The organism is Cellulomonas sp. SLBN-39, from assembly GCF_006715865.1.
GTDB lineage: Bacteria > Actinomycetota > Actinomycetes > Actinomycetales > Cellulomonadaceae > Cellulomonas.
The window spans coordinates 3132177-3149772 of the sequence record NZ_VFOA01000001.1; the positions used below are offsets into that span (position 1 = coordinate 3132177).

General features: G+C 77.2%; 13 protein-coding genes. 11 read left to right on the plus strand and 2 right to left on the minus strand.

Annotation, left to right across the window (positions count from 1 at the left end):
* The first annotated feature begins 17 nt into the window (after nt 1-17).
* The 11 genes from FBY24_RS14290 (at nt 18) to holA (ending at nt 15982) form a co-directional block, all read left to right on the plus strand.
* A complete protein-coding gene (locus FBY24_RS14290) occupies nt 18-1781 on the plus strand; it encodes a hypothetical protein (protein WP_142161588.1) in 1764 nt (587 codons plus the stop codon).
* Nucleotides 1782-1827: 46 nt separating this feature from the next.
* Nucleotides 1828-2628 carry an LLM class F420-dependent oxidoreductase gene (locus tag FBY24_RS14295; protein WP_174243499.1) on the plus strand — a complete coding sequence of 267 codons (801 nt, stop codon included), beginning with the start codon at nt 1828-1830 and terminating at the stop codon, nt 2626-2628.
* Between the two features lie 111 nt (nt 2629-2739).
* Nucleotides 2740-4656, plus strand: coding sequence for a metallophosphoesterase (locus tag FBY24_RS14300; protein ID WP_142161590.1), 1917 nt, complete (start codon nt 2740-2742; stop codon nt 4654-4656).
* Between the two features lie 113 nt (nt 4657-4769).
* Entirely contained in the window at nt 4770-6341 is a 1572-nt protein-coding gene (locus FBY24_RS14305) for a D-alanyl-D-alanine carboxypeptidase family protein (RefSeq protein ID WP_142161592.1), read from the plus strand.
* A 72-nt stretch (nt 6342-6413) separates the two neighbouring features.
* On the plus strand, nt 6414-7112 hold the full coding sequence (locus tag FBY24_RS14310) for a metal-dependent transcriptional regulator (protein ID WP_142161594.1): 699 nt from the start codon (nt 6414-6416) through the stop codon (nt 7110-7112).
* A 75-nt stretch (nt 7113-7187) separates the two neighbouring features.
* A complete protein-coding gene (locus FBY24_RS14315; protein ID WP_142161596.1) occupies nt 7188-8390 on the plus strand; it encodes an MFS transporter in 1203 nt (400 codons plus the stop codon).
* 9 nt (nt 8391-8399) lie between these two features.
* Nucleotides 8400-11324, plus strand: coding sequence for a leucine--tRNA ligase (leuS, locus tag FBY24_RS14320; protein ID WP_142161598.1), 2925 nt, complete (start codon nt 8400-8402; stop codon nt 11322-11324).
* Nucleotides 11321-12310, plus strand: a complete 990-nt coding sequence (locus tag FBY24_RS14325) for a DegV family protein (RefSeq protein WP_142163577.1) — start codon at nt 11321-11323, stop codon at nt 12308-12310. The genes leuS and FBY24_RS14325 overlap by 4 nt, the downstream gene beginning before the upstream one ends.
* Nucleotides 12311-12400: 90 nt before the next feature.
* The gene (locus FBY24_RS19565) at nt 12401-13366 is read left to right on the plus strand and encodes a ComEA family DNA-binding protein (protein ID WP_142161600.1); all 966 of its coding nucleotides are present in this window, start codon (nt 12401-12403) and stop codon (nt 13364-13366) included.
* The gene (locus tag FBY24_RS14335; RefSeq protein ID WP_142161601.1) at nt 13363-14922 is read left to right on the plus strand and encodes a ComEC/Rec2 family competence protein; all 1560 of its coding nucleotides are present in this window, start codon (nt 13363-13365) and stop codon (nt 14920-14922) included. The genes FBY24_RS19565 and FBY24_RS14335 overlap by 4 nt, the downstream gene beginning before the upstream one ends.
* A 28-nt stretch (nt 14923-14950) precedes the next feature.
* Nucleotides 14951-15982 (plus strand): DNA polymerase III subunit delta, encoded by a 1032-nt coding sequence (holA, locus tag FBY24_RS14340; RefSeq protein ID WP_142161603.1) that lies wholly within the window; start codon nt 14951-14953, stop codon nt 15980-15982.
* 59 nt (nt 15983-16041) lie between these two features.
* On the opposite strand, the gene FBY24_RS14345 is transcribed toward holA, so the two are convergent.
* Both FBY24_RS14345 and FBY24_RS14350 read right to left on the minus strand, forming a co-directional pair.
* Nucleotides 16042-16653 carry an EAL domain-containing protein gene (locus FBY24_RS14345; protein WP_142161605.1) on the minus strand — a complete coding sequence of 204 codons (612 nt, stop codon included), beginning with the start codon at nt 16651-16653 and terminating at the stop codon, nt 16042-16044.
* A 114-nt stretch (nt 16654-16767) separates the two neighbouring features.
* Nucleotides 16768-17493 (minus strand): EAL domain-containing protein, encoded by a 726-nt coding sequence (locus FBY24_RS14350; protein WP_142161607.1) that lies wholly within the window; start codon nt 17491-17493, stop codon nt 16768-16770.
* Nucleotides 17494-17596 lie beyond the last annotated feature (103 nt).

Sequence of the window (17596 nt, forward strand, 5' to 3'; positions counted from 1 at the left end):
CCGACTCCCGCCGCGTCGTGACCGGCGGAGCAGTCCTGGTCGCCCTCGCGCTGCTCGCCGGCTGCACCTGGCTCGCCGATCCGGCCGCGCAGACGACCCATGCGGCGACGGCGTCGTCTACCAGGTCGCCCGACCCCGTCGCGGCCGTCCTGGCGGCGCCGACCGGTCCGGTGACGAGTCTCGTCCCCGCCGGTCCTGGTCCCGAGGCCGCGGCATCTGCCGCCGTGGCTGCGTCGCGCGCCCTGTTCGCGTCCGCGCCCGTGGTCGTGCTCGCCGCGACCGACGACCCCGCCGCGGGGCTGACGGCCGCGTCCGCCGCCGTCGCGCTCGGCGCACCTGCGCTCGTGGCCCCGCCCCGCCCGGAGACCGGCGCCCCCGCGCCTACGGGGGTCGAGGAGGAGGTCGTCCGCCTCGGCGCGACCGCGGCCCTCGTCGTCGGTGGCGCGCGCGTCGACGTGCTCCCGCCCGACGTCGCCGTCGTGCGCGTGCCTGCCGGGGCGGACGCCACGGCGCTGGCAGCCGCCACCGGGCTCGACGTGGGTGAGAGCGAGCCCGTGCCCGACGACGGGGTCGGCGCCGCTGTCCGGGCGCTCGACCCGGCGGAACCGACCGCGCTCGTCCGGCAGGTGCCCGAGGGCGGAGAGACGGCGCGCGCCACGGCCGCTGCCGAGGGAGCCGTGAGACCGACGTCGACGCAGGAGGCGGCGGTCCTGCCTCCGACGCTCCCGCCCGTCGCCCCCGATCGCACGACGGTCGCGCTGGCCGGCCGGGGTGGCACGTCCCCGGCGGTCCTGGCCACCCTCACGGCCGCCGGCGTCGACGTGCTCGACGTGCCGGGCGGCGACCCGCGTGCCACCAGCGCGACGGTCGAGGCCCTGGCCGAGGCCCGTCCGGACGCTGTTCTCCAGCTGACGGACGACCTCGGTCCGCCCGAGGCGCTGGCCCGGCGCGTCGCGTCCGCGTCGACGGGCGTGCAGCTGCCCGGCGGCGGCCAGCTCGTGTTCCCCGAGGGCGACGGTGTGCCCGGCAAGCGGTACGTGGCGCTCTACGGCACCCCCGGGACGCCGTCGCTCGGTGTGCTGGGCGAGCAGGACGTGCCCGCGACCCTCGCACGTGCGCAGCAGCACGCCGCGCCGTTCCGCGATCTGACCGACGACGTGGTCGTGCCCGCCGTCGAGATCATCGCGACCGTCGCCTCCGCCGGCCCGGGGGACGACGGCGACCACTCCCAGGAGCGGTCGGTCGACGACCTGCGCCCGCTCGTCGACGCGGCGCGCGAGGACGGCGCCTACGTGGTGCTCGACCTGCAGCCGGGGCGCACGGACTTCCGCACCCAGGCGCAGCGGTACGCCGACCTGCTCGACGAGCCGCACGTCGGGCTCGCCCTCGACCCCGAGTGGCGGCTCGCGCCCGACCAGGTGCACCTGCGCCAGATCGGCTCCGTCAGCGCCGCGGAGATCAACCAGACCTCCGAGTGGCTCGCCCGGTTCACGCGCGAGCGCGACCTGCCGCAGAAGATGCTCGTCCTGCACCAGTTCTCGCTGCGGATGATCAGCGACCGGCAGGACGTCGACACCTCGCACGACGAGCTGGCGGTCGTCATCCACGTCGACGGGCAGGGCACGCAGCCCGCCAAGCGCGGCACGTGGGACGCGCTGCGCACGAACGCGCCCGACGTGCACTGGGGCTGGAAGAACTTCTACGACGAGGACGAGCCGATGCTGGACCCGGCGCAGACGTACCAGGTCGACCCGGTGCCGGACCTGGTCACCTACCAGTAGGCGTGGGACGGGTGACGGCGCGGCCCGCCGCGTCTAGCGTGGCCGGGTGACCGGAACCGCAGCCCCGTCCCAGCCCCGCGTGCGCGTGGGCGTCCAGCTCCAGCCCCAGCACGCCGGGTACGGCCAGATCCGCGACGCGGTGCTGCGTGCCGAGGATCTCGGCGTCGACGTGATCTTCAACTGGGACCACTTCTTCCCGCTCTACGGGGACCCCGACGGTCGGCACTTCGAGTGCTGGACGATGCTCGGGGCCTGGGCGGAGCAGACCGAGCGCGTCGAGATCGGTGCGCTCGTGACGTGCAACTCGTACCGCAACCCCGAGCTGCTGGCCGACATGGCCCGCACGGTCGACCACATCAGCGGCGGGCGGCTGATCCTCGGCATCGGCGCCGGCTGGTTCCAGCGGGACTACGACGAGTACGGGTACGAGTTCGGCACGCCGGGCACGCGGATCGCGGACCTGGCGCAGGCGATGCCGCGGATCCGGGCGCGCTGGGCCGCGATGAACCCGGCCCCCACCCGCGAGATCCCCGTGATGATCGGCGGCGGCGGCGAGCGCAAGACGCTGCGGATCGTGGCGGAGCACGCGGACGTGTGGCACTCGTTCGGCGACGTGGAGACCCTGCGGCGCAAGAGCGGGATCCTCGACGATCACGGCGCCGCGGTCGGCCGCGACACGGCGTCCCTCGTGACGCGCTCGCTGGGCGTCGACGGGCAGGAGCCGGGCGAGGTGGGCGCCGACCTGCTCGCGGCCGGCGTCGGGCTGGTCACGCTGAGCACGAGCGGCCCGGACTACGACCTCGGCCTCGTCGGGCGCTGGGTGCGCTGGCGGGACGCGCAGGGCTGACCCGGGGCGGGCGCAGGGGTCTGACGTGCGACGACGCCCCGCGTGCGGCGCGCGGGGCGTCTGCGCTGCTGCCCGCGCGGGGTGCGGGGGCGGCGTCTAGGCTCGGTGCCGATGAACCGTCCCACTCCTCCGGCAGACCCGCCCGGACGCCCGTCCGCACGGTCCGCCGGTGCGTGGCGGGACGTCCTCGCCTCGCCCCGGCTGGACCCGCGCGGCTGGTGGCGCGCGGTCCGCGCCGTGCCGGCGTCCCGGTGGCGCCGCGGCGCCGCGCTGGGCGTGGTGGCCCTGCTCGCAGCGGGCACGTTCGGGGTGACGACGGCCTCGGTGCAGGCGTCGCTCGGGCCCCACCTGGCGCGGTACGACGTGACCACCGACGCGACGGTGACCATCGACCTCGGGCCGCTCGGCACGTTGCAGATCGACTCCCCGCTGCCGCTGACGCTCGGCGTGCGGGCCACCGTGCAGGAGATCCCCGCCGACCTGACCGAGCTGACGCAGGCGACGACGCTGCAGGCCCTGTCGGGCGACCTCGCGGCGTACCTGCAGTTCTTCTCCGGCCCCGAGGCCGCGGTGCAGGATGTCGCGATCGCGCTCGCGCAGGACGCGGCGCTGCGCACGGGCCTGGCGCTGCTCGTCCTGGTCGGTGCGGGCCTGGGCCTGGGGGCGCTCCTCGGCGGGGCGCGGCGCCGCGACCTGCGCGCGGCCGTGCACGCACGGCGGCGGGCGATCGCCGGGGGCACGGCGGTGGTCCTCGCCGGGGCTACCGTCCTCACGTCCAGCCTCGCCCCCGACGACCGGCCGACCGTGACGCGCACGACGTCGGCGGTGTTCGACGGGACGCCGCTGGCGGGGGCGCGGGTCACCGGTCGGCTCGGCGGTGTGATCGACACGTACGGCGGCTACGCGGTGGACGTGTGGCGGCAGAACGAGCAGTTCTACCAGGCGGCCGACGACGCGCTCGTCGTCGCGTGGGGCTCGTGGCAGGCGGAGCAGGACGCCCTGGTGCAGGGCGCGACCGGCGACGGGGCGACCCCTGGGGCGACGGCCGGAGCCGGGTCGGACGCCGTGGGGCCGACCTTCGCGGCGAGCCTGGAGCCGACGGGGTCGCCCACAGCCGCTGCCGCGCCCCCGACCGCCACGGCCACGCCCACCGAGGGTCCGGTCGTGGACCCCGTCGTCCTCGTCCTCGTCTCGGACCTGCACTGCAACGTGGGCATGGCCCAGGTGATGGGCACCCTCGCGACCCTCGCCGAGGCGGACGCCGTGATCGACGCGGGCGACACGACGATGAACGGCACGTCCGTCGAGCAGTACTGCGTGACCTCCTTCGCGCGGGCCGTGCCCGCCGGGGTGCCGCTCGTCACGTCGCCGGGCAACCACGACTCCGCCGAGACGTCGCGCGTGTACGCCCGGGCGGGCGCGACGGTGCTCGACGGCTCGGTCGTCGAGGTCGCGGGGCTGCGGCTGCTCGGCGACTCCGACCCGAACGAGACGCGGATCGGCGGCGGCACGAGCACCGCCGCCGAGGAGAGCGCCCCCGAGGCGGGACGCCGCCTGGCGGAGGTCGCGTGCGACGACGGGGACGTCGACCTGCTCGTGATCCACACCCCGACCGTCGGCGACCAGGCCCTCGAGGACGGGTGCGTGCCGGCGCAGGTGTCGGGGCACTACCACCGGCGCGTCGGGCCCGAGCCCGTGGGCGCCGGGGTGCGGTACATCAGCTCGAGCACCGCGGGCGCGACGCTCGGGCAGCCCACCGTCGGACCGCTGCGGGGCGTCGCGACGCTGACCGTGCTGCGGGCCGACCGCGAGACGGGGGCGCTGCTCGACCTGCAGGTCGTCGAGGTGACCCCGCAGGCGACCGTGACGGTCCGCGACCGCGAGCCCTGGCCCCCGCTGCCGGAGCCCGTCGAGGAGGACGGCGCGTCGGCGGACCCGACCGACGGCCCGACCGGCGGTGCGACGGCGGAGACCACCGGCGGACCCACGCCCCGCCCGACCGGGACCGGGGGCACCGGCGGCGGGTGAACCCGGCTGCTCGGCGCGCGCACCGTGCGGCAGGTCTTGCGCACCGGCCCCGCGCGTGCTCGCCTGGACGGGCGGGGACGCGCACGCGCCGCGTCGCCGCGCACGGGGGTGGCATGCGACGGCGACCGGGGGACCAGGGCGCCGGCCCGGCGCGTGCGCTCGCGCGGGCGGTGCCGGTGGCCGTGGTGGCCGGCGGGCTGCTCCTGACCGCACCGCTCGCCGCGTCGGCCGGGCCGGGGGAGGACGTGCTGCGCCCCGGCGAGACCCTGGCGCCGGGGCAGGCGCTGCTCGCGCCCGGCGGTGCGCAGACCCTCGTGGTCCAGCCCGACGGCTCGCTCGGCCTCTACGGGCTCGACGGCGTCGCCCGCTGGTCCACGGGCGCCGGGGTGCCGGGGTCGCGCCTGACCGCCACCGACGCCGGCGACGTCGTCCTCACGGCTCCCGACCAGACGGTGGTGTGGAGCACCGCGACCACGGCGGCGGGCTCGGTGCTGCGCGTGCAGGACGACGGCGAGGTCGTCGTGGTCGACGGCGGTGGGGCCGTGCACTGGTCGGCCGGCACGGCCCTGGTGCCCTCGTCGCTGCGCGCGCCGGCGCGGCTCGCCGCCGGTGGCACGCTGGCGTCCCCCGACGGCCGGCACCTGCTGGTCGTCGACGAGGGCGGCGACGTGCGCCTGCTCGGCCCGGACGGTCGCGAGCGCTGGTCGACCGCGACGCAGGGCGACGGCGTGGGCCTCGAGCTGCGGGCGAACGGGAACCTCGTCGTGGCCGACGAGGACGGTGAGCGGCTGTGGCGCAGCCGCACCGCCGGGCAGGACGCCACGACGCTGACGCTCCAGGACGACGGCAACCTCGTGCTCGCACGCGACGACGGGTCGGTGGTCTGGAGCAGCGGCACGCCCGTCGGGCCGTCGCGGCTCGGGCCGGGCGGGTCGATGGCGGCCCCGGCGTCGCTCGGGTCGCCGTCGGGCCACGTGCGGGTCGACGTGCGGGACGGGCGTCTGGTCGTGGCCTCCGACGGCGAACCCGTGTGGGCCTCGGACCAGGACGTGCCCGGCGTGCAGGTGCGCGTCGGCGAGGACGGTGACGTGGTGCTGCTCGACGCCGCGGGGGAGCCCGTGTGGCGCACGGGGACCGCCGGGCAGCCCGGGGCGGCGCTCGTCGTGGAGGACCAGGCCCTGCTGCTGCGGGCCGCCGACGGCGCGACCCTGTGGCAGGTCGCCGTCCCCGAGCCGCCGGCTCCGGCCGGGGTGCAGCCGACCCGCTGCGAGGACGTCGACGGGCCTGTCGCGCAGGAGGCCACCGTCGTGACGCGGGCGGGGATCCGCGTCCACCCCTGCCTGGCCGACGCGCTGGACGCCATGCTCGCCGCGGCCGCCGACGACGGGGTGGTGCTGCAGGGCGGCGGGTGGCGCAGCGCCGAGCAGCAGGTCGCCCTGCGGCGGGCGCACTGCGGCGCGTCGCCGGAGGCGGTGCACGAGGCCCCCGCGAGCGCGTGCACCCCGAGCACGGCGCGCCCGGGCACGTCGCGGCACGAGCGCGGCCTGGCCGTCGACCTCACGCAGGGGGGTCGGTCGCTGACGGCGTCGTCGACGGGGTACGCGTGGCTGGTCGAGCACGCGCACGCGTACGGCCTGGAGAACCTGCCGGGCGAGCCGTGGCACTGGAGCGTCGACGGTCGGTGAGCGGCCGCGCCCCGGGTGCTGGCGCCGGGACGGCGCCGACCGGTGTCGGGGGCGCCCCCTACCCTGGTGCGCGTGAGCGTGGAGAGCCCCGCACCGCTGAGTGCCGTCGTGCAGGACTACCTCAAGGTCATCTGGGGTGCGCAGGAGTGGTCGGCGACGCCGGTGACGACCAAGCTGCTGGCGACCCGTCTCGGGGTCGGTGCGTCGACGGTGTCCGAGACGGTACGGCGGCTCGCCGACGCCGGGCTGGTGAGCCACCGCCCCTACGGTGCGGTCGAGCTCACCGACGCGGGGCGCGCGCACGCCGTGGCGATGGTGCGTCGGCACCGCCTCCTGGAGACGTACCTCGTCGAGCGCATGGGCTACGGCTGGGACGAGGTCCACGACGAGGCGGAGGTGCTCGAGCACGCGGTGAGCGACCGCTTCGTCGAGCGGGTCGCCGAGCTGCTGGGGCACCCCGACCGGGACCCGCACGGCGACCCGATCCCGGGCCCGGACGGCACCGTGCACCTGCCCGACGCCCACCCCATGTGGGAGGTGCCGGCCGGTCCCTACACGGTGGCGCGGATCTCCGACGCCGACCCCGAGCTGCTGCGCTACCTCGAGGGCGTGGGCGTCGTGCTCGACGCGCGCGTCGACCTCGACGAGCGGCGTGCCGTGACCGGTGTGGTGAGCGTGCAGGTGATGGCGGGCGCACCGGCCGCGACGGCCGGTCGGGTCGAGCTGGGGGAGGTCGCGGCGCGGGCGATCTGGCTCGCGCACGTGCGCTGACGTACTCTCGGTGCATCCCTGCGAGGCGGTCGACGGCGCCCCCTCCTCCCGCATCGAATCGTTTCGAGGAGCGTCGTGACCACCACGAGCGCGCGTCCGGCGCCGCCGTCGGCCGCCCCCGGTACCCGCCCGGGCCTGGCCCTGCTCGCGCTCGCGCTCGGCGGGTTCGGCATCGGGACCACCGAGTTCGCCACGATGGGGCTGCTGCCCGAGATCGCCACCGACCTCGGCGTCGACATCCCCACGGCCGGGCACACCATCACCGCCTACGCCGTGGGGGTCGTGCTCGGCGCTCCCACGCTGGCGGCCCTCGGTGCGCGCCTGGACCGGCGCCGGCTCCTGCTCCTCCTCATGGTCGCGTTCACCGTCGGCAACGTGGCGTCCGCGTTCGCGCCGACCGCCGAGTCCCTCGTCGTCGCCCGCGTGCTCGCGGGCCTGCCGCACGGGGCGTACTTCGGCGTCGGCGCCGTCATGGGCACGGCCGTCGTCGGCCCCGCGCGCCGCGGCCGCGCCGTCGCGTCGATGATGGCCGGCCTCACCGTGGCCTGCGCCGTCGGCGTCCCCCTGGCAGCCGTCGTCGGGCAGTCCGTGGGCTGGCGGTGGGCCTTCGTCGGCGTCGGCGCCCTCGGCCTGCTCACGCTGGCCGCGCTGGCCGCCTGGACGCCGTCGCTGCCGGCCGACCCCGCCGCGAGCGTGCGCAGCGAGGTCGGCGCGCTGCGCAACGGGCCGCTGTGGGTCGCGTTCGGCGCCGGCGCCGTCGGCTTCGGGGGCATGTTCGCCGTCTACTCCTACGTCAAGCCCCTGCTCACCGACGTGACCGGGCTCGACGTGGCGCTCGTGCCCGCCGTGCTCGCCGCGTACGGCGTGGGCATGACCGCCGGCACGCTCCTCGGCGGGCGCCTGGCGGACCGGTCCGTCCTCGGCACGGTCGTGGCCGGCATGGTCGCCACGATCGTCGTGCTCGTCGTCATCGCGCTGGTCGGCCCGTGGGCGTGGGCGGCCGTGCCCGCGATCGTGCTGCTCGGCGTCACGTCGCAGGTGCTGGGCCTGGCGCTGCAGACCCGCCTCATGGACCTCTCCCCGGACGCCCCGTCGCTGGGGGCCGCGCTGTGCCACTCGGCGCTCAACCTGGGCAACGCCGCGGGAGCCTTCCTCGGCGGCCTCGTCATCGCCGCCGGGTGGGGGCTGCTGGCCCCCGCGTGGGTCGGTGCGGCGCTCACGGCCGTGGGTCTGCTGGTCGTCGTCACGGTGGGGCGGGCGCCCGCGCCGCATCGGTAGGATCGACGGGTGAACGCCCAGCCCACACCCGCCCCCGCGAGCCCCGCCGACGACGTCCCCTACCGCTACACCGCGGCGCTCGCGGAGACGATCGAGCTCGCGTGGCAGGACGAGTGGGAGCGGCGGGGGACCTACCACACGCCCAACCCCGTCGGCCCGCTGACCGACGGCGAGGGGCGGCACGCCGCCCCCGGCGCGCGGCCGTTCTTCGTGATGGACATGTTCCCGTACCCGTCGGGCGCCGGGCTGCACGTCGGCCACCCCCTGGGGTACATCGCGACCGACGTCGTCGGCCGGTACCGGCGCATGTGCGGCGACAACGTGCTGCACGCCCTCGGCTTCGACGCGTTCGGCCTGCCCGCGGAGCAGTACGCGGTGCAGACCGGCGCGCACCCGCGCACCACCACCGAGGCGAACATCGCGATCATGCAGCGCCAGCTGCGCCGCCTGGGCCTGGCGCACGACCCGCGCCGCTCGTTCGCGACGATCGACCCCGAGTACGTGCGCTGGACGCAGTGGATCTTCCTGCAGATCTTCGGGTCCTGGTACGACGAGGACGCCGTGCGCCCCGACGGGGGCCGCGGCCGGGCGCGCCCCGTGACCGAGCTGGTCGCCGAGCTGGAGGCCGGGACGCGCGCCGTGCCCGACGACGTCGAGGGCGTCACGCCCGGTGCGACCTGGGCGGACCTGGACGAGGCGACCCGCCGTCGCGTCGTGGACTCGCGGCGCCTGGCGTACCTGTCGCAGACCCCGGTGAACTGGTGCCCCGGCCTGGGCACGGTCCTGGCCAACGAGGAGGTCACCGCCGACGGCCGCTCCGAGCGCGGCAACTTCCCGGTGTTCCAGCGCAACCTGCGGCAGTGGAACATGCGGATCACCGCCTACGCCGACCGCCTGACCGACGACCTCGCGCTGATCGACTGGCCCGAGAAGGTCAAGGCCATGCAGCGGCACTGGATCGGCCGGTCCACGGGCGCGCGCGTGCGGTTCGCCGTGCAGGGCGGCACCGAGGTCGAGGTGTTCACCACCCGGCCCGACACGCTGTTCGGCGCCACGTTCCTCGTCGTGTCCCCCGAGCACCCCCTGCTGGACGAGGTGCCCGAGGCCTGGCCCGACGGCACGCACGGCGCCTGGACCGGCGGGCACGCGTCCCCGGTCGAGGCCGTCGCCGCGTACCGCGCGCAGGCCGCCGCCAAGACCGCCGTCGAGCGCCAGCAGGACGCCGGCCGCAAGACCGGCGTCTTCACGGGGCACCTCGCGGCCAACCCCGTCACCGGCGACCTGCTGCCGGTGTTCACCGCCGACTACGTCCTCATGGGCTACGGCACCGGCGCGATCATGGCGGTGCCGGGCGGCGACGAGCGCGACTACGCGTTCGCGCAGGCCTTCGAGCTGCCCGTCGTCTACACCGTCGACGCCCCCGAGGGCACGCCCGACGGCGCCCGCACGGGTGACGGCGTCCTCGTCAACTCCTCGAACGAGCACGTGCAGCTCGACGGCCTGGACGTGCCGACCGCCAAGGAGCGCATCGTCGCGTGGCTGTCGGACCAGGGCGTGGGCGAGGGCACGACCACCTACCGGCTGCGCGACTGGCTGTTCAGCCGCCAGCGCTACTGGGGCGAGCCGTTCCCGATCGTCTACGACGAGGACGACACGCCCCTGCCGCTGCCCGAGTCGGCGCTGCCCGTCGAGCTGCCGGACGTCCCGGACTTCTCCCCGCGCACCTACGCGCCCGACGACGCGCAGTCCGAGCCCGAGCCGCCGCTGGGCCGCAACACCGACTGGCTGCACGTCGAGCTCGACCTGGGCGACGGGCCCCGGACGTACCGGCGCGACGCGAACACCATGCCCAACTGGGCCGGGTCCTGCTGGTACTACCTGCGTTACCTCGACCCCACGTCCGCCGAGGTGCTCATCGACCCCGCCCTCGAGGAGTACTGGATGGGCGGCGGCCACGGCAGCCAGCCCGAGGGCTCCGTGGGCGGCGTCGACCTGTACGTCGGCGGCGTCGAGCACGCCGTGCTGCACCTGCTGTACGCCCGGTTCTGGCACAAGGTGCTGCACGACCTGGGGCACGTCCGCAGCGCCGAGCCGTTCTACCGGCTGTTCAACCAGGGCTACATCCAGGCCTACGCCTACACCGACGCCCGCGGCGTCTACGTCCCCTCGGCCGAGGTCGTCGAGGACGACGCGTCGCCCACCGGGTTCACCTGGCAGGGCGAGCCCGTCGAGCGCGAGTACGGCAAGATCGGCAAGTCGCTGAAGAACGCCGTCTCGCCGGACGAGATGTACGAGGCGTACGGCGCGGACACGCTGCGCGTCTACGAGATGTCGATGGGCCCGCTGGACCTGTCGCGCCCGTGGGAGACCCGGGCCGTCGTCGGTGCCCAGCGGTTCCTCCAGCGCCTGTGGCGCAACGTCGTCGACGAGCGCACCGGCGAGACCGTCGTGGGTGACCAGGAGCCCGGCCCCGACACGCTGCGGCTGCTGCACCGCACGATCGCCGACGTCCGCGAGGACATGGCCGCGATGCGCATCAACACCGCGATCGCCAAGCTCATCGTGCTGAACAACCACCTCACCACCCTCGAGCCCGCGCCGCGCTCGACCGTCGAGGCGCTCGTCGCCATGACGGCCCCCGTCGCGCCGCACATCGCGGAGGAGCTGTGGAAGCGGCTGGGCCACGACACGTCCGTCGTGCACGCCGCCTACCCCGAGGCCGACCCGGCGCTGCTCGTCGAGGACACTGTCACGTGCGTCCTGCAGGTCGCGGGCAAGGTCCGCGGCCGTGCCGAGGTGCCCGCGTCCGTCGGGGACGACGAGCTGCGGGCGATCGCGCTCGCCGACCCCGGCGTGCAGCGCGCCCTCGACGGGCGCGACGTGCGGACCGTGGTCGTGCGCGCGCCCAAGCTCGTCAACGTGGTGCCCGCCTGAGCCGGCCCGCCGGCCCGGCCCCGCACGTCGCGGTCGTCACGGACTCCACCGCCGCGCTGCCGCCCGGGCTCGCGGCGGCGGCCGGGGTCCGCGTCGTGCCGCTGCGCGTCGTCGTCGACGGCGAGGAGCACCGCGAGGACGACCTCAGCGGCGACGCGCTGGCCGAGGCCCTCGCGCGCGGCGCCCGGGTGAGCACGTCGCAGCCGCCGCCCTCGGCGTTCGCCGCGGCCTACGAGGACCTGGCCGCCGCGGGGGCGACGCACGTGGTGTCCGTGCACCTGGCGGGCGGGCTCTCCGGCACCGCGGACTCGGCGCGCACCGCGGCGACCGTGAGCCCGGTGCCGGTGCACGTCGTGGACTCCGGGACCGTCGGGCTCGGGCTCGGGTACGCGGTGCTCGCCGCCGCCCGGGTCGCCTGGCCGGCACCCGCCACCGAGGTCGCCCCCGGTGCCTGGGCGCGGTGGCGGGCCGCGCTCGCCCGGCCGGGCATCCCGCTGCCTGCACCCGACCCCGCACCTGTCGTCGCGGCGGCCCGTGCGGCGGCCGACGGCGCCCGCGTCTGGTTCCTCGTCGACTCCCTCGAGCACCTGCGCCGCGGCGGCCGTCTCGGTGCGCCCGCCGCCGCCCTCGGCACCGTGCTCGGCCTGCGCCCCCTGCTGACCGTCCGCGACGGGCGCCTCGTCGTCGCGGAGAAGGTCCGCACGCGCCGTGCCGCCCGTGAGCGGCTCGAGCAGGTCGCGCTCGACGACGCCGCCACGCGAGGTGCCGTGCGGGTCGGGATCCACCACGTCGGCCCGGCCGACGCCGCGCGCGAGGTCGCCGCACGGCTGAGCGCCGCGCTCGGCGCGCAGGCCGTCGAGGTGCACGTCACGGACGCGGGCGCCGTCCTCGCCGCCCACGTGGGACCCGGGACGCTCGCCGTGGTGCTCACCGACGCCGTGCCGACCGCCGCAGCCGTGCCGCCGGACGTGACCGAACCCCGCTGAGCCGCCCTCAGCCCGGTGCGCGCGTGCCGGGCCCGCCGGCGCCACCCCTCGACGCGGCGCCCGTGGCCCAGCGCCCTAGCGTCACCGGCGATGACCGCCGACCCCGCCTCCGCACGGGAGGACGTCGCCCGCCGCCTCGCCGCCCTCGCCCGGGCGCCCCGCCCGGCGGTGACGCCCGCCCTGCCGACCCCCGTGCCTGGGACCCCCGTGCCTGCGACCTCCGTGCCCGCGACCCCCCTGCCTGGGACCTCCGTGCCTGGGACCTCCGGGGCCGGTGAGCCCGCGACACGCTCCGTGCCGTGGGTCCCCACGTCGGTGGACGCGCTGGCCCACGCCGCCCGGACGGTGCGCGACCCGGCCCCGCAGGGCCGACCCACCGCACCCCCGCCCCGGGGCCGGGCGCCGGGCCGCGCACGGTGGGCCGTCGACGCCCGGACGGCGGGCGCCGCGATCGGCGTGGTCGCCCTCGTCGTCGGTGCGGTCGTGCTGCGAGCCGCAGCTGCCCCCGCCGGGGAGGCCGTGGCGTTGCCCACGCCCGCGGTCAGCGCGGGGGTGCCGGCAACGGTCGCCGGGACCGCGCCGACCCCGGGGGCGACGACCGCCCCGACCACCGCCCCGGCGACGCCGGCGGACCTCCTCGTGCACGTGGTGGGTGCCGTCGCCCACCCCGGGGTTGTGCACCTGACGGTCGGCGCACGGGTGGCCGATGCGCTCGACGCCGCGGGTGGCGTCGTCGACGGGGCCGACCCGGCGGCGCTGAACCTCGCGCGCACCGTGGTCGACGGCGAGCAGGTCCGTGTCCCCCTCGTCGGCGAGGTGCTCGCCCCGCCGGTCGACGCGCCCCCGGTCCCCGTCACGGGCGGGGAGGTCGCCGGCACGCCGGTGGACCTCAACACCGCGGACCTGGCCACTCTCGAAGGGCTGCCGGGTGTCGGACCGGTCCTGGCCGGACGGATCGTCGAGGGCCGCCCCTACGCGAGCGTCGACGCGCTGGACGACGTGCCCGGCATCGGACCGACGCTCATGGCCGACCTGCGTGACCGGGTCCGCGTGTGACCGCGCGCACGGACCTGCGTCTGCTCCCGGGCGCGGCGGCCGCCTGGTGCGCCGGCCTGGTCGGCACCCGTGCCCCGGTGCCTGCCGCCGCCGCGGGCGTCCTGGTCGTGGCCGCCGTGCTGGCGGCGGTGCTGCTCGCGGCTGTCCTGACGGTCCCGCCCGCCCGCCGGGCCCCGAGGGCCGGTGCGCGCGACCGTGCGGCACCGGACCCTCTCGCCCGCCTGCGCGGCGCGGCACCGTCGGCGGCGCTCGTGCTGGCGGTCGCCGGGGCGGTGCTCGTGTCGGCGCTGGTGCAGCGCGCGGCCCACGACCCGCCGGTCGTCCGTGCCGCGGTGGTGGCCGGCGACCGCGTCGACGTGCGTGCCCGCGTGCTCGCGGAGCCGCAGCCCCTCGCCGGCGGTGCCGGCATGCCGCCGCGGGTCCGGGTCGACGTCGTCGTCGAGCAGCTCACCACCGGGGGGAGGCGCGTCGCGGTGGCGGTCCCGGCGGTGGTGCTCGCGCCGGCGGGCGCCGCCACGGGCAGCGTCGTCACCTGGTCGGGCACGCCACGGGCGGCCGGGCCGGGGGAGCGTGCGGCGCTCGTGCTGGTCGCCCGCGAGGCGCCCGAGGTCGTCGCCGCGCCCCGCGGCCTGCACGCGTGGGCCGGGGAGGTCCGCGCCGCGGCGGCCCGGCTCGGGGCCGACCTGCCGGGCGATGCGGGGGCCCTGCTCCCTGCGGTCACGGTGGGGGACACGACGGCGGTCCCCGCGGACCTGCGCGACGCGATGCGCGTGGCGGGGCTGGCGCACGTGATGGCGGTCTCCGGCGCGCACTTCACGATCGTCGGCGGGCTGCTGGCGGCCGCGGCAGCCGCAGCAGGGGGTCCGGCCCCGGTGCGTGCGGGTGCCGTCGCGGCCGCAGGTGCGCTCCTCGTCCTCGTGGTCCAGCCGCAGCCGAGCGTCGTGCGCGCGGCCGCCATGGGGGCGCTCGGGCTGGTCGGCGTGCTCCTGGGCCGGCGGGCGGCGGGGCCCGCCGCGCTGGCGTGCGCGGTCGTCCTGCTGCTCGTCGTCGACCCGTGGCTGGCGGGCGAGCCGGGCGCCGCGCTCTCGGTCGCGGCGACGGCTGGCCTGGTGCTGCTCGGTCCGTCCCTCGTGCGGCGGTGGTCCGGCCTGTGCGGGCGCGGGGTCGCCACGGCGCTCGCTGCGCCCGTCGCCGCCCAGCTGGGCTGCCTGCCGGTCGTGCTCGCGCTGTGGCCGACGCTCAGCACGTGGGCGGTCGCGGCGAACGTCGCGGTCGCGCCGGCGGTCGCCCCGGCGACGGTGGTCGGCCTGGGGGCGGTGCTGCTGGCGCCGGTGTGGCCCGCGGGGGCCGCCGCGTTCGCCGCGGCGGCGGGCGCGGCGTGCTGGTGGGTCGGGGCGGTCGCGCGCGTCGTGGCGCAGGCACCGGGTGCCGGGCTGGCGTGGGCGCCGGGCGTGACGGGGGCCCTGTGCGCCCTCGTCGCCGCAGCGGCCGGTGCGCGGCTGCTGCTCGTCGGACGCCGGGGCGCCCCGCCCGGGGCCGAGGGGACGGTCGGGTGACGTCGGCGGCGTCTGGCAGGCTGTCCCCGTGGCAGCCCGTACCCCCGCCCGACGTCCGGCACGCGGCGGGTCCGGACGCGCCGGGACCTCCGGGGTCCCGTGGACCCAGGCGGCCCCGGCCCCCGTCGTCCTGGTGCAGGGCTCCGAGGACCTGCTGGCCGAGCGCGCGGTCGAGCGCGTCGTCTCCCTCGCCCGGGAGCAGGACCCGCAGATCGAGGTCACCCGGCTCGACGCGGGCACCTACGCGACGGGCGAGCTGAGGGTCGTGACCAGCCCGTCGCTCTTCGCCGACGACAAGGTCGTCGTCGTCGAGGGCGTCGAGCGGGGCACGGACGACCTCATGCGGGACCTGGAGGCGTACGTGGGCGCCCCGGCGGAGGGCGTCGTCCTCGTGGCCCGGCACGGCGGCGGGCAGCGGGGCAAGCGCCTGCTCGACGCGATCCGCGCGGCGGGCGGCCCCGTGGTGGCCTGCGACCCGGTCCGCACGGACGCGGACAAGGCCGCGTTCGTCGCGGACGAGCTGGGGCGTGCGGGACGGCGCGCCCACGCGCGGGCGGTGCGGGCGCTGGTGGACGCGGTGGGCAGCGACCTGCGCGAGCTCGCGGCGGCGTGCGCGCAGCTGGTGGCGGACACGACGGGCCTCATCGGTGAGGAGACCGTCGAGCGGTACCACGGGGGCCGGGTCGAGGCGACCGGCTTCCAGGTGGCCGACGCGGCGGTCGCCGGTGACCCGGGCCGGGCCGTGGCGCTGCTGCGGCACGCGATGGCGACCGGCGTGGACCCCGTCCCGGTGGTGGCGGCCCTGGCTGCGCGCCTGCGCACGCTGGCTCGTGTGGGTGCCGTCCGCGGCCGCGGTGCCGGTGCGGCCCGTGACCTCGGCATGGCGCCCTGGCAGGTCGACCGGGCGGTCGCCGATCTGCGCCGCTGGACGCCGGAGGGGCTGGCGACCGCGATCTCGGCGGTCGCGCAGGCCGACGCCGAGGTCAAGGGGGAGAGTCGCGACCCGCGCTTCGCGGTCGAGCGGGCCGTGCTCCGGGTCGCGGGGGCCGTCGAGCGCTGAGGCGGGCGGTGCGTCGTGCGATGGTGCGGTGCGGTGCGGTGCGGTGCGGTGCGGTGCGGTCAGGCGCAGAGCGCCGGCATGCCGAGGGCGTTGCCCTGCAGCAGGTCGAACCGCAGCAGCCGGCACACGTCGACGAGGTCGGGCCCCGAGACGCGCTCGGCCACGAGGCGCGCGCCCCCGGACCGGGCGCGGTGAAGCCCGCGCGGCCCGAGCCGGTGCAGGTCGCGGCAGTCGACCTTGACGTAGTCGGCCAGCGGCAGCATCGCGAGCTGCGCCGGGGTCCCCGTCCAGTCGTCGAGCGCGATCCGGTAGCCCGCGGCGCGCAGCGCGGCCAGGCCGTCGAGGACCGCGGCGTCGGCGTCGACGGTCTCGACGACCTCCAGCACGAGCCGGGTGTCCGGTGCGGGCAGCGGCAGCCCGCCCACGAGGAACGTCCGGGTGACGTTGACGAACACCAGCGCGGTGCCGGCCGGTGGTCCGTCGTCGTAGAGCGCGGCCAGCACGTCCCGTGTGGCCAGGTCCTGGCGGGCGGGTTCCCACCGGTCGACGCCGGCGGGCAGCCCTTGCGCCGTGCGGTAGAGGTACTCGTGCCCGAGGAGCCTGCCGTCAGGGGTCCAGATGGGCTGCCGGGCGACGTGCCGAGGGCGGTGGGCCCTGGTGCGAGTGGTCACACCTGATGAGAGGGGGCGCCGGCCGGATCATGACGCCGCTGCCGCGTGCCAGTCATGGCGTTCACTCGTCCGAGTGCGTCCGGACGGGGTCCGCGTCGGCGGAGCAGGTGCCGCTCAGTGCCCGACGAGGCGGGCGTTCGCGCGGTCGAGCACACCGGCGCGCTCGATGAGGTTCCCCTGGAAGAGCGTGAAGCCGAGGTCGCGGGCGTGCGCGAGGGAGCTGCCCTGCTCCACGTACTCGGCGATGAGCAGCGCGCCGAACGACCGCGCGACCCGGACCACGGGGTGCCCCTCGACGTCGAGGTCGCGGACGTCGACCTTGACGAAGTCGGCGTGGGGGAGCAGGCGGCGCTGCTCGGGGTGGTCGGCGAACGACGGGACCGCGATCCGGAAGCCCTGCTCGCGCAGGCGCCGCAGCCCGGCGATGACCGTGCCGTCGATCTCGGTGGTCGTGCTGACCTCGATGACGAGGCGGTCGGGCCGGGGCGGCACGGGCAGGTCCCCGACGAGGTAGGCGCGGGGGCACCGGACGAACAGCAGCCGCCCGTGGGCGACGGACTCCAGGTCGGTCCTGCCGAAGGTCGCGCGCAGCACGTGCGCGGTGGCTCGCTCGTGGTCGAGCGCGCCCCACCGGCTGACGAGCTCGGGGTGGTGCCCGGGTGCGCGGTACGACACCTGGTACGCGAAGGGGCGCCCGTGCGCGGAGTAGATGCCCTGGCGAGCGACGAGCACGGGCTCGTTCGAGACGTGCGTGGCCCAGGCGTCGCGCAGCTCCGCGGGGATCGCTGCGTCGACCGCCGCGCCCAGCTGCTCGAGCGCCGACCCGTGCTCCGATGTCATGATGACTATGACATCACATCTTGGGGCTTGTGATCCCCCCCGTAGCGGGTGGAAAACTAGGGTCCGTCCCGTTCGCGGGAACCCGCCGGGCGGAAGGAGCGCG